This window comes from Mycobacterium sp. E2497, from assembly GCF_001668695.1.
GTDB lineage: Bacteria > Actinomycetota > Actinomycetes > Mycobacteriales > Mycobacteriaceae > Mycobacterium.
Genome location: NZ_LZKD01000113.1, coordinates 51092 through 66060, shown reverse-complemented (window position 1 = coordinate 66060; position 14969 = coordinate 51092). Strand labels below are relative to the sequence as shown.

The following is a 14969-nucleotide window of genomic DNA, read 5'->3' as shown; positions in this document are numbered from 1 at the left end:
GGCCCGCGGTCACCCCGAGCACCGCTGTTGTCTACTCAGCGGGAGGCCACGATCACGGAAACGACATCGGGACCTAGTGTTCGTCGCATGCAACCGGCGCACCACGACGACCGACTGACACGGGAACTTGACGCCGCCGTCGCCCGGGCGCGCAGTCAGTCGCTCGGCGACATCCCCCGCCGGTCAGCCCGCCGGCAGCCGGAGAAAACCGCGATCATCGACGGTGATGTGGTGCTGACGTTCGCCGAGTTCGACCAGCTGGTGGACAAAGCCGCAGCCGCGCTGCGCGACAACGGCTTTGCCCCCGGCGATCGCGTGGCGCTGCTGTCCCACAACTGCTGGCAGTTCGCGGTCTTGGCATTCGCAACCGCGCGCGCGGGGGTAGTCCTGGTGCCCATCAATTTCATGCTCACGGCCGAGGAGATCGCCTATATCCTCGGGCACAGCAGGGTCCGGGGATTCATCGTCGAATCCGCCCTGACGGCGATAGCCGAACAGGCGATGCGCCTGGGCGGGACGGTCACGACAAAGGTTGCGCTGATGACCGACGGGGCCATCCCTCCTGCCGGCTGGCACGACTTTGCTCAGTGGCTCACGACGACCACAGCCGCACCGAACCCGCCCATCGGCGATGAGCAACTCGTGCGGCTGATGTACACCAGTGGCACCGAATCACGGCCCAAGGCCGTCATGCACACCAGTCGCAGCCTGATGTGGCAGTACGTCAGCACCATCGTGGCCGGGGCGATGTCGCCGGACGACGTCGAAATCCACTCACTGCCGCTCTATCACTGCGCGCAGTTGGACAACTTCTTGGCCACCGACCTCTATCTGGGAGCGACCAGCATTATCCTGTCGCGGCCGGAACCCGAATTGGTCCTGCGCACCATCGCGCGGTACGGCGTGACGAATTACTTTGCGCCCCCGACGGTATGGATTTCACTGCTGCGTTGCCCGATCTTCGACGACGTCGACCTGTCCAGCCTGCGCAAGGGCTACTACGGCGCCTCACCGATGCCCGCCGAGGTCCTGCACGAAATACGGCGACGGCTGCCGAATCTGAGGCTGTGGAACTTCTACGGTCAAACCGAGATGGCGCCGCTGGCCTCGGCGCTGGGACCCGACGAGCAGGACACCCACGCCGGCGCGGCCGGACGCCCAGTGGTCAACGTCGAAACCACCATCCTCGATGACCACGACTCCCCCGTAGCACCCGGCATCGTGGGTGAAATCGCCCACCGCAGCCCGCATCTGATGGTCGGCTATCTGGACGACCCTGCTAAAACGGCGGAGGCCTTCCGCGGCGGCTGGTTTCATTCCGGCGACCTGGGCTACTACGACGAACACGGGCTGTTGCACGTCGTGGACCGCAAAAAAGACATGATAAAGACCGGCGGCGAGAACGTCGCCAGCCGCGAAGTCGAAGAAATCCTCTACCGCCACAACGGGATCCAGGAGGCCGCCGTATTCGGTTTGGCGCATCCGGTCTGGGTGGAGGCCGTGGTCGCCGCAGTAGTACCCCGAAACGGCGTCAGCCTCACCGAAGACGACGTCCTCGTGCACTGCCGCCAGCACCTCGCGGGCTTCAAGACGCCCAAACGGGTCTTCTTCGTCGATTCACTGCCGAAAAACCCCAGCGGCAAACTTCTCAAACGTGCCCTGCGGGACGCTTTCACCCTCGAATTCGCCAGCCAATGAAGGGACCGCTCTGTGTTTAAAGGCCGAATCGCGCGATTCGACGAACCCCGTAAGCCGTTCGACATCGAAACGGTGAGCCTTCCGGAGGTGGGGCCTGGTCAGATCCTGATCAAAGTGAGTCGCGCCAACATCTGCGGCTCTGACCTCCATGCCTGGCACGGCACGTTCGCCACCGGCGGCCTGGGAGGTCAACTACCCACCGTGTTGGGCCATGAAATGGTCGGCGCGATCGAAGCGCTCGGCGCTGGGGTCACCACCGATTCCGATGGCGCGCCGCTGACGGTGGGCACGCGAGTGGTCTTTCCCTACTTCTTCTCGTGTCACACGTGCCGAAACTGCCTGGCGGGCAGGCGCAACGCCTGTCTGAAGCTGACGATGGCCATGCTCGGCCGCGCCGACGAGCCACCCTATTTCGTGGGCGGCTACGCCGACTACTTCCTGCTGCCCGCCGGGGCGGTGGTCTACACGGTGCCCGATTCGGTATCCGATGACATCGCCGCGGGCGCGAATTGCGCTCTGTCACAGGTCATCTACGGTCTGGAGCGTGTCGACTTGCAGCTCGGCGAATCGGTGGTGGTGCAGGGTGCGGGGGCGCTGGGCCTGTATGCAGTGGCGGTGGCAAAAGCGCGCGGGGCTGCCCACGTGATCGCCATCGACGGTGTGGCCGAGCGCCTAGAGCTGGCGACCGCCTTCGGCGCCGACACGGTCGTCGACATCAACGACGTTGCGACGGTCAAAGACCGGACCAAGCTCGTGCGACAACTGACTGACGGCCAGGGCGCCGATGTCGTGGTCGAGGTGGTCGGCCACCCCTCGGCCATCGACGAAGGCCTCAAGATGCTCGGCCAGTTCGGCCGCTACGTGGAGATCGGAAACATCAACATTGGCAAGACCCTCGAATTCGACCCGTCCCGTTTTGTCTTCGGCAACAAGATGATGGTCGGCGTCTCGTTGTACGACCCCATCGTGTTGTCGCGGGCGCTGACGTTTCTCGAACAGCATCAGGCCAGGCTGCCGTTGCACCGACTGGCCGCGGCCTGTTACCCACTCGACCACATCAACGACGCCTTCGCCGCGGCCGAGAGCAAGCGCGACGTTCGCGCGAGCATCGTGCCCTAACGACAGAAAGCAGACCACAACCAATGCATGACTACGCCAGGAAGACATTGTTCATCGGCGGCGAGTGGATCACGCCGGCCGGCAGGGACCTCATCGAGGTGATCGACCCCTCGACAGAACAGGTCATCGGCACGGTTCCGGCAGGCACCGAAGCCGACGTCGATGCGGCGGTTTCCGCAGCACGGCGCGCCTTTGACCCGCTGATCAGTGTCGCCGAGCGCCGCCAGCGCGTCGCGGCGGTGATCGCCGCCCTGGAAAAGCGTCTGCCGGACATCGCCGAGACGATCACCCGGGAAATGGGTGCGCCGGTGCGCATCGCGCAGACCGTGCAGACGCAGGTCCCGCTGGCGGTGGCCCGCGGCTTCGCTGCCGTCCTTGATGGTTTCGAATTCGAAGAACGAGTGGGGAACTCGCTGATCCTGCGCGAACCCTATGGCGTGGTCGGCGCAATCACCCCGTGGAACTATCCGCTGTATCAGGTGGTCGCCAAGGTGGTCCCGGCGATCGCGGCCGGTTGCACGGTCGTTCTCAAACCCAGCAATGAAGCACCGCTGTCGGTGTTCGAGTTCGTCGAGGCCCTCGAGGAGGCCGGTCTGCCCGCCGGTGTGGTGAACCTGGTTTCGGGGCGCGGAGCGCTGATCGGCGAGCGCATCGCCGCCCATCCCGAAATCGACTTCGTCTCGTTCACCGGTTCCACGGGCGTCGGAGCCCGCGTCGGGGAGTTGGCCGGGCGCTCGGTGAAGAAGGTCGCACTTGAACTTGGCGGCAAGTCAGCCAACGTCATCCTCGACGGCGCCGACCTGGAGACCGCGGTCAAGGTCGGAGTCGGCAACGCCTTCCTCAACGGCGGCCAGACCTGCATGGCGTGGACACGAATGCTCGTGCCCCAGCCCCGCTACGGCGAGGCCCTGGAACTGATCGAGGCCGCCGTGTCGAAATACACCGTGGGCGATCCGCTCGACCCGGCGACCCGAATCGGACCCTCGGCTTCGGCGGGCCAGTTCGAAACCGTGCGGGGTTTCATCGAACGCGCCCAACGCGACGGTGCGCGCCTGCTCACCGGGGGCGCCGAGCCGATCCGCGCGGTCGGCTACTACGTCGCACCCACGGTGTTCGCCGACGTCGACCCGGATTCCGAACTCGGCCAAGAAGAGGTCTTCGGTCCCGTCCTGGCGGTCATCCCATTTACCGACGAGACCGACGCCCTGCGCATCGCCAACGGCACCCCATACGGCCTCTCGGGCGCGGTGTGGGCGGCCGACACCGACCGGGCCATCGCCTTCGCGCGCGGCGTGCAGACCGGCCAGCTCGACATCAACGGCGGCAAGTACAACCCGGTGGCACCGTTCGGCGGCTACAAGAAATCCGGCATCGGACGTGAACTCGGCCGCGCCGGATTCGAAGAGTACTTGCAGACCAAGTCCCTGCAGCTGCCGGCATGAGCGGGCCTCTCGATATCGCGACCAGCGGACCCACGCAGGTATGGACGATCGACCTGCCGCACCTCGGCAACGCGATCACCGACAAAGCGTTCATCTCCGCGTTCGATGCCGCAGTCGATAATGCCAACGCCGACACCGATATTCGGGCGGTGATCCTCACCGGGCGCGGCAAAATCTTCTCCGCCGGCGGCAACGTCAAAGAGATGGCCGACCGAGACGGCATGTTCGGCTTGGACGCTCGGGCCCAACGGTACGCCTACATCGACGGCATCCAACGGATTCCGCGGGCACTGGCCCGACTCGAGGTTCCGCTGATCGCAGCGGTCAATGGGCCGGCCATCGGCGCCGGTTGCGATCTGGCGATGATGTGCGACATCCGAGTGGCTTCTGAGCGGGCGTCCTTCGCCGAGAGCTTCGTACAGCTCGGCCTGATCCCGGGCGACGGGGGCACCTGGTTTCTGCCGCGGGCGGTGGGCTACGAGCGCGCCGCCGAGATGACCTTCACCGGTGACCGCATCGATGCTGCGACCGCCCTGCAGTGGGGCATGGTCAGCCGGGTGGTGCCACACGACGACCTGCTCTCCCACGCGCACGCGTTGGCCGAGCGCATCGCTGCCAACCCTGCGCACGCGCTGCGGATGGCCAAACGGCTGCTGCGGGAATCGCAGACGGCGTCGCTGGAAACCACGCTGGGGATGGCCGCGGCCATGCAGCCGCTGGCACACCGCGACCCCGAACATGAACGGCGTATCGCCAAGTGGAAGACGACCTGATGGCGCTGCCCCGGATGGTGCCACCGGCCGCCGTCGACCCATCGACCCAGGCGCTACGCGCGGAGGTCCGCCAGTTTCTCGCCGACCAACGCGCCGCGGGCGCCTTCACCCCGTCGGTTGACGCCTGGCTCACGGGGTGGGACGAGACTTTCACTGCCGCCCTGGCGGCGCGTGGCTGGATCGGTATGACGGTGCCCGTCGCGTACGGCGGACATGGGCGCTCATTTCTGGAACGGTTCGCGGTTACCGAGGAGCTGCTGGCCGCCGGCGCACCGGTCGCCGCGCACTGGATCGCCGACCGTCAGATCGTGCCTTCGCTGCTGAAATACGGCACCGAACTGCAGAAGTCGCAATTCTTGCCGCGGATCGTGCGCGGCGACTGCTTCTTCGCCATCGGTATGAGCGAGCCCGATTCCGGTTCTGATCTGGCCAGTGTGCGTACCCGCGCCGTGCGTGTGCAGGGCGGTTGGTCGCTATCGGGCACGAAGGTTTGGACGTCGGGCGCACACCGCGCCCACGCGTTCATCGTGCTTGCCCGCACTGCGCCGGCGGATCCAGATCAGCGCCATGCTGGGCTCAGCCAGTTCATCGTCGACCTGCGCGGTTCGGGGGTGCAGGTCCGTCCGATCATTTCGATGAACGGAGCACACCACTTCAACGAGGTGATCCTCGACCAGGCGTTCGTGCCCGATGCCATGGTGTTCGGTGACATCGGCGCCGGCTGGGCGCAGGTGACGTCTGAGTTGAGTTTTGAGCGCAGCGGACCCGAACGCTTCCTTTCCACTTTCGTTCTGCTCACAGCGACCACCGCCAACATGGCGACCCGATGCATCTCGCGAGACGAGAGCCTCGGGCGTCTGGTGGCCCGCGTCGCCGGCCTGCACCAGATGTCGACCGCAGTCGCCGGCGCCCTGGAGCGCCGCGACTCCGCTGACGTGGCCGCGGCGGTGGTCAAGGTGCTGGGTACCACCGTCGAGGGTGACGTCGCCGACCTCGCTGAGCGGCATGGCGGCGTCGATGCGGCATCCTCGGAGCTGATAACCGCCGCGGTGGACCAGCGCCCCGGCTTTACCCTGCGTGGGGGAACCAACGAGGTGTTGCGGGGCGTGATTGCCCGCGGATTGGGGATCCGTTGACAACCTCACCGATCGACGCGACCCCGGTGGACCCGGCCCTGATCGACATGATGCGCGCGGTGTTCGGCGCGTACCGCACAGCGCAGTCATCCGCCGCCACTGGGGATCGTGACGCCCAGCTATGGCACCAGCTTGACGAGCTCGGGCTGGTGCGCCTGACTGGCCCCGAACACTCGGGTGGCAGCGGCGCCGGCTGGCATGAAGCGGCCGAGCTGCTCACCGTCGCTGTTCAGCACGGCGCGCGAATCCCATTGGCCGAGCACGATTTATTGGCGTGCTGGCTGCTGGAGGCTATCGGATCACCGTGCGACGATGCGGTGCGGACCGTGTGCCTGCTCGATGCCCAGGGCGCCGCGAGGGGGGTGCCCTGGGCGTCTCGCGCCCAACAGATCGTGGTCATCTGGCAGCGGGGCGGCGAGTATCAGGCCGCCGATGTCAATGTTGAGTCGCTGGATATCACGCCCGGCGCCAATATGATTGGCGAGCCGCGGGACATCGTCGTCGCCGACCCCGCCGGCTTGTGCGGTGTTCCCCTCGAGGCGAGTGTGGTCGACCAGCTGCGGCTGAAATCGGCCTTGGTGCGCGCGGTGCAAGTGTGTGCCGCGCTGGACCAGATTCTCGAGCTTTCGATCGAGCACGCGAGCTCACGCGTCCAGTTCGGTCGGCCCCTTTCGCGCTTTCAGGCCGTGCAGAGCATGATCGCCGACATCGCCGCGCAAGCCGCCCTGGCGCGGTCGGCCACCGAGGCGGCGCTGACGGCGGCGGTCATCAGCGCGTGGTCGGCGTCCAACCTCGCCTTCCTTGTCGCAGTGGCACGTTCGTGTGTGGGCCACGCCGCCTCCGTGGTGGTGCGTAACGCTCACCAGGTTCACGGCGCGATCGGCACCACGCGCGAGCACCGGCTACACGAGTTCACCCGGCCTGCCCTGGTGTGGCGCGGAGAGTTCGGCTCCGTGCAGTATTGGGACGAAGAGGTCACGTCGGCCGCGCTTGGGGCGGGAGCCGCCGGGTTATGGAGCCTGATCAGCGGCTGAGCAACGACGGTGTTCCACTCAACGGGCGTCGGGGTGTTAGCGGGGACACAGCCGGGATTGACTGTGGGCATGAGCAACGACATCACGCTGTCGGAACTGCAGGAGTTCATCGCCGCCTTCTGGTACCACTACGACGAAGCCAACTATGACGAGCTGGCCGCCAGCTACGCCCACGATGTGCACTACCTGACCCGAAGCGACAGTGGCGCCAGTCCTTTCGAGGAGCTGATGTCGCCCGAACTCGACGGTCGTGACGCGGTTATCGAGTGGCTATCCGAGCATCGCCAGCAAAGCCCCTACCCGCTGCGTCACCACGCGACCAACGTGCACCGCACCGGCACCGATAGCGGCGTAACCCGCGCCCGCTTTTACATCTTCGTCAACCAGATCGCCAACTTCGTGCCGTTCGCGGTGTCCAGCGGAGTGGTCAACGTCGGCGTGCGCCGCGGCCCCAATGGGCTGGAGTTCACCGATATGGACGTCGTGCTGGATGCCACCAACTCCGTGCTGCTATCCGAACTGCACAGCGGCACTGCCACCGCGTCGCAACCATGACCGTTGAAGAGCTCTTCTCTGGCGGGGTTGCCGTCATCACCGGCGCCGGCTCCGGGATCGGCGCCGGCATGGCCCGCTACGCCAGCACATTGGGCATGACCGTGGTGCTCGCCGATGTCGATGCGCACAGCATCGCCGCCCTGCGCGAGGAGCTCACCGCCACGGGGAGCACCGCGGTCGACATGGTGTGTGACGTACGCGATCCCGTCGCCGTGCAAGAGCTTGCCAACACGACCATCCGTGACGTCGGTCCGGTGCGATTGCTGGTGAACAACGCCGGAATTGAACAGTTCGGCTACCTGTGGGACACCCCGGTAGCCAATTGGCAGCGGATCGTCGATATCAACATCAGCGGGGTCTTCTACGGCATCCGCGCATTCCTGCCGCCAATGATGGCCACCCCAGAGCAGGCGTGGGTGTGGAATGTGTCGTCGGTCGGTGGGGTCGTCGCGATGCCCTTGCAAACGCCCTACATCGTGAGCAAGCACGCCGTACTGGCGATGACCGAGTGTCTCAACCTAGAACTACAGTCCAGCGGGCACGACCACCACATTCACGTCCAGGCCGTGCTGCCCGGCCCGGTCCTGTCCAACATTTTCGAATCAGCCGGCGGCGTCGACTCCACTGAGGCCACCGACGTTGCGGCCGCGGAGGCGCACCGTACGGCCATGCTCGACCTGAAGGCCGACGCGATGGACCCGCTGACAGCTGCCGCGGTGGTTTTCGAGCAAGCCGCTCAAGGCGGCTTCTATCTGCTCACCCACCCCGACTATGTTCGGTCGGCGATGCAAGAGCGCGCCAACATCCTTGCGTCCCAACATGCTCCGGTATTGCGGACCGAGCGCCGGTTCGACCCCGCGCGGCATTAGCGTGCCCACTCCTCCGCTGGATCCCGACGCCGCCGCCCGAGTAGCATCGTTCGGTACCATCCCGCCGATGCGCCAACGCGGCCTCTCCGCGGTGCGGGCCGCGATCGAATCCGCGCCGCTGCCCGAGGCAATGCCACAGATGGACAGCATCACCGAGACGACCCTCCCAGGGCCCGCCGGGCAGATACCCGCGCGAATCTATCGTCCCGCCACAGATTCCCGCCCACCCGTGCTGGTGTATTTCCACGGCGGCGGCCTGGTCATGGGATCCAACCACTCGTTCGAACCGCTGGCCCGCGCGCTCGCCTCGGCGTCCATGGCCACCGTCGTCGCCATCGACTACCGCCTGGCCCCCGAAGCGGCACCACCGGCGCAGTTCGACGACGCCTATGCCGCCACTGAATGGGTATCGCGCCGAGCCGTGGATCTGTGTGTCGACGCCAGCCGGCTCGCAGTGGTCGGCGACAGCGCCGGAGGTTCTTTGGCGGCCGCGGTTGCACTGGCCGCGCGTGACCGCGGCGGTCCGGCGATCTGCGCGCAGGTGCTGCTGTACCCGGGCCTGGATCGCGACATGACGGCCCCGTCGGTCGCCTCGCTGGCCGACGCGCCACTGCTCACCCGCGACGACATCGACTACATGCACGCACTTGCCGACGGAGACGCCGGGCCGCCCGAGGGGGCGTACCTGGTTCCCGCCTACGCCTCCGACCTTTCGGGGCTGCCGCCCGCGATCGTGGTCACCGCCGGCTGCGACCCGATCCGGGACTGGGGTGAGCGATACGCGGTCCGGCTCCGGGACGCCGAAGTTCAGACCACCCTCGTCCGCTATCCGGGCATGTACCACGGCTTCCTCATGTACCCCGACGCGACCGCCCGCGGGCGGCTGGCCATCGCCGAGATCGGCGCCGTATTGGGCGCCAAGTTCGCCAATCCGCTCCCATTTTGACGTCCCGATCACCGGACACGCATCGACCGTACGTCGACGGTGCCGGAGACAATCACATCAATCCAAACATGCAGAAGGAGACCGCTGATGCTCACCGATGAGCGCCGGATGGAGCTTTCCAACGTTTTGCGGCCCGCCGCCCCGCCGCGCGAAATCGACAACGTCTACACCGCCGACCAACGCGAGCGGCTGCTCAATGTCGTACACGCGCACGGTCCGTGGAAGCTGATCATCGCCCAGCACTTCGCGTCGGCCGACGAGTTGATGGCCACCATGAGCGGCGCCTTCCCCGAGGGATTCACTCCGTCGCTGGACCTTTTTCTGACGCCGACATTCCGCGGCTACCTGGCCAACTACGGGGCCGTCCTCTACCCGGAGCTGCACGACTGCTTCTACAACGCCACGTTCCTCGAGCACGCCAAGAGCTACTGGAACGCCGAGTACGCCAAGCCTGAGATGATGCTGTTCAACATCAACGGCCCCTGCGCCAACCGCGATCCCGGCCATCTGGACTCGCCGAGCTTTCGCGGCGTACGCCACGAGAACGCCCCCACCTGGCTGTGCAGCGTGATGGGCAAGTCGGGCCTGTTCACCGACTACCTCATCAAAATGGCTCAAGTCATCACCTGGTTCTCCCTCGACGAGGGGTCTGGCTTCACCTATTGGCCCGACGGCCCACTCAAGGCCCCCTCCCGGGTCTTGCCGCCGATCAACAACCGCGGAGTGGTCGTTCAGAACGAGATGATGGTGCACCGCGGAGAAGCCAACGGGCCGCTGGAACAACAGATTCCGCCGGGGCTGGCCTTTGACACCGTCTTCGCCGGCGACCCGGCCGACCCGAACCACTGGCTTCTGAAGAATGGCGACGACGTCATCTCCCGCCACCACACCGACGAATTGCGTTTCCTGGTGCACTGGTCCGCCGAAGTGTTCTCCGACTTCGAGGAACTCAAAAAGAACATGGACGGCTCCGACGACATCACGATCGAACGGGCCATCGGCATGATGATCGACGACCTCAAGGGCAAAGGCATCAAGCTCGACACTCCCAGCGATCCCCTGCACGACCCGGCGTTCATCGCCGCCCTTAACGCTGCCTACGACCTCGGCGGACCGACAACCTATCCAGAAGAAGCGCCACTGAGTGCGTTCCAATTGGCTTAAGCACCGAAAGGCGCAGCATCAAGGATCATTTCGGCGAATCCCGGGGTGGTGGGACAACGAAATGTCCCGAGAGCCACACCACGTTGGATCTATCGTGATCGACCGACCGTGAACTGCGGCTCAGACGCCCGGGCACGCTAGCGTTCCTACGATCATCTGCATGGCGGATCGCAACGCGGATTGCAGGGCGGCGAAATCGCCGTGCTGGACCCAGTGGACGTAGGCGTGCCGACACGCTTGAACCACCAGCTGGGCAGGCAGCTCTCGGGTGAATGGGTCATCGCCTAGATCGAACCGGGCGGCAAGGAACTCGGTGATGGAAACGACAAGGTCTTGTCCCCAGTCCAGCCACCGTAATCGGTATTGGGGATCGCTGATCATCATCGCCATGAACCTGCGATCGATCTCCATCCGGCCCCGCCGGGGAACTTCGGTGCTGAATGCCGCAACGAGGACCTCGACGGTGTCGCTGTCCGGTGCTGCGTCATGCAGGATCTCGATGCTCAGCCTACCGAATTCACGGAATAGCGGCATAACGACGTCTTCTTTGACCGGGAAGTACCGGTGAAACGTCCGCGGCGCAATGCCCACCGCTTCGCAGATCCGCTCGACGGTCGCCGAGGTAGACCCGTCGGCGAGAAACGTGTCGCGGGCAGCTAGCGCGATGTGCATCCGAAGGTCCTCGGCGCGACGCTCCGCGTGCGTCGCCGGACTGCTCACCAGCCTTACCTCACTTCCTCGCCACACTGACGGCATGTCGATCCTAACCGCGAATACCCCTTGACTTATGTGCTCGGACCTGCGACGGCATCCCGCTGAGCGGGATCGCGATGGTGACGCACACCTCTTGCGGACTAGCCTCGGGATTGTCAGATTCTGCCATTCATGGCGTGATCTGACACGACAGCGGGGTGACGTGCTGCCAAGCAGTGGCCCGTTGACAGATAGCGATGACCCGTCCCCAGGAGGGCTGAACCACGCGGCCAACGAGGTCACGACCACCAGCCGAGCCCATTGAGGAGAAGCCCCGATGACCATTGAGACCGAAGAACTCAACTACGACGACTACACCCATGACTTCATGGGTAAGGTCGGCAACGTCCAAGACTTTTCCCGCGACTTCCTCATGGGCCTAGCGCGAGTGTTCGAAGACGTCTTGAACTTCATGCCCTACGCCCATGTCAAGATCTATTCGGAGAAGGTTGGCATTAGCGCCGCCATGGATGTCGCCGCGGAGCTGTCGCGGGCGGGGATGCGCCAAGTGATGCCGATGGGGCGCTACATCGCCCCTCCGGGTTGGGACTGGAAAAACGCTCAATACCAAGCGATTCCTTTTGATGTGCAGACTGAGGACCTGACCAAGCCGGCCCTGATACGTCTGATCAAAACCTATTGGGACCAGTACCTCAAAGGACACAACTATTTCATCGACCAGTGGACCAAGATCCTCCCTGAGGAGGAGGTCTGGCTCGGGCTTCCCGACATGTATCAACTCATCATCGATTACCAATACCCCAAGCTGGCCCGAGTGTTCAAGATCGAGCCAGTGCACGTCGTGGACTTTCTCAAGTTGGCCTGCCTGAGCATCGATGGCACGCTCGGGTACGGCGGCGAGTACATCGTGTACAACCCTGATCACGTGGTGCTGAACATGCGTCGGTGCGAAGTACTACAGAAGTACACCGACGAAGGCCTCTACCCACCGGCACGGGCCTGGATGAACTGCACTTTTGAGCAGCGAATCTCAGCCCCGTTCTTTCCCGGGTGCAAACTCGACATCAACTTGCCGCCAAAGGATTTCAAGTTTGCCCAAGGAGAACCCTTCTGCGTGTGGACGTACACGCGCGGTGAAGCAAACCACAAGGCGGCCGCCGCTGCCCCTGATCCGCGGGCCAGCGCGATGAAGAAGATCCCGATCATGCCGGTGTCATCGACCTAGGAAGCGGCGTGGCCCGGGATCTCCTCGGCCAGGAGTTGCGGGGCCCGACCATGAACGGCCCGTATGGCACGACCGGAGACTCAATCCGTCCCAAATCCACTCGACACACACAACACTCGCTCGACAGCAATCGGTTCGCAGGGGCTCAGCACCTAACGAGTCCACGGTGTCGCGGGATAGGCGACGACGCAGTTCAGTGCCGGCCCCGGTCGAACTTTGAGCAGCTTTTCGGGTCGAAAGCTGAGCAAGTGCTTACGGGGTTGAGCGTAAGGACGGTTCGTTCACGCTCAGCACTCTCACTTTCAGAGCGTGTCAGGGATGTCCCCGGAACGATCTGTCAGCTATGGGTCCGGGCTAGCGATCAATCGTCACCAGTGCTCGAACCGCGCCTTGACCGCGTCGGGGGTTAGTCCGTAGTCGTCCAGCGAGTATCGGTGCTTGGGTGCACGATGGTCGAGCTGACTCTCTTCGTGAGCCGAACCAATGGCCAATACGGCCTCCTCGGTCAACGGCAGCCCGAAGTGCTCATAGATGCTTCGCACGGTGTCTACCGGAGCGGCAACGAAATCGAAGTAGTCGACGTCGCAAAACTGGTTCGGGTTGTGCTTGGCGCGACCGCTCGTGAACCGCTCGATGGCGCGCGCCCAGGTGTCCAAAGTGTCATGCCCGATTTGTTCCCGCGAGAAGGTGTTCGACCAACCCTTGGTGGAATGCTCCGCAAGCGAGCACATGGACGGTAGCAGCGTCTCGGGTGGACGATGGCACTGCACGATCAACGCGTCCGGATAGGTCTCGAAGATCGCGTCGATCGAGAACAGGTGGCTGGGGTTCTTCAGCACCCAACGTCTTGAGACATCGTTGAGTCCAATCAACTGGAGGTTCCGGCGGTGCCGGCGATACGCCGGTGCCCAGTCTTCGTTCGATAGCCACTGCGCATAGGTGGGCACGTGCGCCAATGATTCATACGACACCGAATGGACCGACTGCCGTAGCAATTGCCAGCACTCTTCGAGGACGTCCTCAGCGATGTAGTGCAAGCCGAGAAACTCCGGATTCTCCCGGTGCGCCTTCGCGTAGTAGGCCTGCAGCTGGCGATACTCCGGGTAGCTATCCCAGTCTTCTCGGGGTGGCCGCGGCTGGGGGTACTCCGCCAGCCACAGTTCCAATCCCTGGTGGGCGGGGTCGGCGCCCAGAAGACGGTGCAGGGCAGTCGTTCCGGTCCGCGGTAACCCGGTGACGAAGATGGGGCGCTCAATCGAGACATTCGCGTGCGAGGGGTAGCGTTTCCATGCCGCCTCGCTCAGCAGCCTTGCCACCAAGCCGCCCAGCAGGTAGTGCCGCGTCATGGTGGCACCCAATGGCGTGAAGCCCGCTTCGCGCTCATACGAGTCAAGTAGCACGCTGAGCGCTTCGCGGAAATTGTCGTCATCGGCTCCGAAGTCGCTGTGCCCAGCTCTTTGGATCGCTTCAGCGCACAGCTCGTCCACAGTTCCGACGACGGTTGCCTTTGTCATGCCTTGAACTCCCCACAATTGACGTCAAGGGTCTGTCCGGTGATGCCGCCGGCCATGTTGCTGAGCAGAAAGATAATTGCCGAGGCGACATCGTCCTCGGTGACCAGTCGCTTCAAGTCGGATTTCTCGGCGACGGCCGCATAGACCGCATCCACGGAGAAGCCGGACTCGCGCGCCTGAGCCTCGAAGTACTCGCGAAGCACCTGCCCCCAGATGTAGCCCGGTGCTACGGAATTCACCCGTATCCCCAGGCCGCCAAGCTCGCTGGAAAGCGATTGTGACATCGCCAGCGACGCTGACTTCGCAAGCTTGTACGGACCGTATAGCGGATCGGAATGCCTGATGACCGCCGAGCTTAGGTTGACAATTGCTCCGCCAGAAGCCGCAAGAGCGGGTGAGAAAGCCAGAATCGCCCTGAGCGCTCCGAGGCCGGTCAGTTCCACGGAATCTCGGATGTGCGTGAATGTGGTTTCAGCGAAAGGCTTCATCGACGGGAAGATGAATGCGTTGTTGACAAGGCCATCGACCCTGCCGTAGGCCGATACCGCGGCACCGACAAGTCGGTTCACGTCGTCCTCCACCGTGAGGTCGGCAGCGAAAGGTACCGCGCGCCTGCCGACTTCGGTGACAGCCTCGGCGACCGCCTCAAGTCGGCTGGGCGTTCGTGCCACCAAGACGAGATCGGCGCCTTCGTCGGCGCACCGTCGGGCGAGAGTGGTACCGAGGCCGGGTCCGACGCCGCTGAACACGATGACCTTGTCCTGTAGTAGCCCTGGCATC

Annotated in this window: 14 protein-coding genes; 11 read left to right on the top strand and 3 right to left on the bottom strand. The window is 64.4% G+C overall.

The features are described 5' to 3' along the window. Nucleotides 1-87: 87 nt before the first annotated feature. The 10 genes from A5713_RS08840 to A5713_RS08795 all read left to right on the top strand — a co-directional run bounded on the left by A5713_RS08840 (nt 88) and on the right by A5713_RS08795 (nt 10736). Nucleotides 88-1698: an acyl-CoA synthetase gene (locus A5713_RS08840; RefSeq protein ID WP_068094663.1), complete on the top strand. Its 1611-nt coding sequence runs from the start codon at nt 88-90 to the stop codon at nt 1696-1698. 12 nt (nt 1699-1710) lie between these two features. Beyond that, nucleotides 1711-2817, top strand: coding sequence for a zinc-binding dehydrogenase (locus tag A5713_RS08835; RefSeq protein WP_067928392.1), 1107 nt, complete (start codon nt 1711-1713; stop codon nt 2815-2817). Nucleotides 2818-2840: 23 nt separating this feature from the next. Next, nucleotides 2841-4259 (top strand): aldehyde dehydrogenase family protein, encoded by a 1419-nt coding sequence (locus A5713_RS08830; protein ID WP_067928389.1) that lies wholly within the window; start codon nt 2841-2843, stop codon nt 4257-4259. After that, nucleotides 4256-5032, top strand: a complete 777-nt coding sequence (locus A5713_RS08825; protein WP_067928386.1) for a crotonase/enoyl-CoA hydratase family protein — start codon at nt 4256-4258, stop codon at nt 5030-5032. Before A5713_RS08830 ends, A5713_RS08825 begins: the two co-directional genes overlap by 4 nt. Continuing rightward, nucleotides 5032-6168: an acyl-CoA dehydrogenase family protein gene (locus A5713_RS08820; RefSeq protein ID WP_067928437.1), complete on the top strand. Its 1137-nt coding sequence runs from the start codon at nt 5032-5034 to the stop codon at nt 6166-6168. Before A5713_RS08825 ends, A5713_RS08820 begins: the two co-directional genes overlap by 1 nt. Nucleotides 6169-6215: 47 nt before the next feature. Next, entirely contained in the window at nt 6216-7202 is a 987-nt protein-coding gene (locus tag A5713_RS08815; protein WP_067928434.1) for an acyl-CoA dehydrogenase, read from the top strand. A gap of 69 nt (nt 7203-7271) precedes the next feature. Further along, complete coding sequence (locus A5713_RS08810; RefSeq protein ID WP_067928383.1) at nt 7272-7757, top strand: nuclear transport factor 2 family protein; 486 nt, start codon at nt 7272-7274, stop codon at nt 7755-7757. Beyond that, nucleotides 7754-8626, top strand: a complete 873-nt coding sequence (locus tag A5713_RS08805; RefSeq protein ID WP_067928381.1) for an SDR family oxidoreductase — start codon at nt 7754-7756, stop codon at nt 8624-8626. Before A5713_RS08810 ends, A5713_RS08805 begins: the two co-directional genes overlap by 4 nt. Before the next feature lies 1 nt (nt 8627). Further along, a complete protein-coding gene (locus tag A5713_RS08800; protein ID WP_067928378.1) occupies nt 8628-9572 on the top strand; it encodes an alpha/beta hydrolase in 945 nt (314 codons plus the stop codon). 87 nt (nt 9573-9659) lie between these two features. Beyond that, nucleotides 9660-10736, top strand: coding sequence for a hypothetical protein (locus A5713_RS08795; RefSeq protein WP_067928375.1), 1077 nt, complete (start codon nt 9660-9662; stop codon nt 10734-10736). Between the two features lie 120 nt (nt 10737-10856). Here A5713_RS08795 and A5713_RS08790 read toward each other — a convergent pair whose 3' ends face one another. Further along, a complete protein-coding gene (locus A5713_RS08790; RefSeq protein WP_231980292.1) occupies nt 10857-11456 on the bottom strand; it encodes a TetR family transcriptional regulator in 600 nt (199 codons plus the stop codon). A gap of 310 nt (nt 11457-11766) precedes the next feature. On the opposite strand from A5713_RS08790, the gene A5713_RS08785 reads away from it, so the two are divergent. Continuing rightward, nucleotides 11767-12675 carry a hypothetical protein gene (locus A5713_RS08785; RefSeq protein ID WP_067928372.1) on the top strand — a complete coding sequence of 303 codons (909 nt, stop codon included), beginning with the start codon at nt 11767-11769 and terminating at the stop codon, nt 12673-12675. 368 nt (nt 12676-13043) lie between these two features. Here the strand turns inward: A5713_RS08785 and A5713_RS08780 are convergent, their stop codons facing one another. Both A5713_RS08780 and A5713_RS08775 read right to left on the bottom strand, forming a co-directional pair. After that, a complete protein-coding gene (locus A5713_RS08780; RefSeq protein WP_067928369.1) occupies nt 13044-14189 on the bottom strand; it encodes a sulfotransferase in 1146 nt (381 codons plus the stop codon). Then, nucleotides 14186-14968, bottom strand: a complete 783-nt coding sequence (locus A5713_RS08775) for an SDR family oxidoreductase (RefSeq protein ID WP_067928366.1) — start codon at nt 14966-14968, stop codon at nt 14186-14188. Before A5713_RS08775 ends, A5713_RS08780 begins: the two co-directional genes overlap by 4 nt. Nucleotide 14969: the final 1 nt, after the last annotated feature.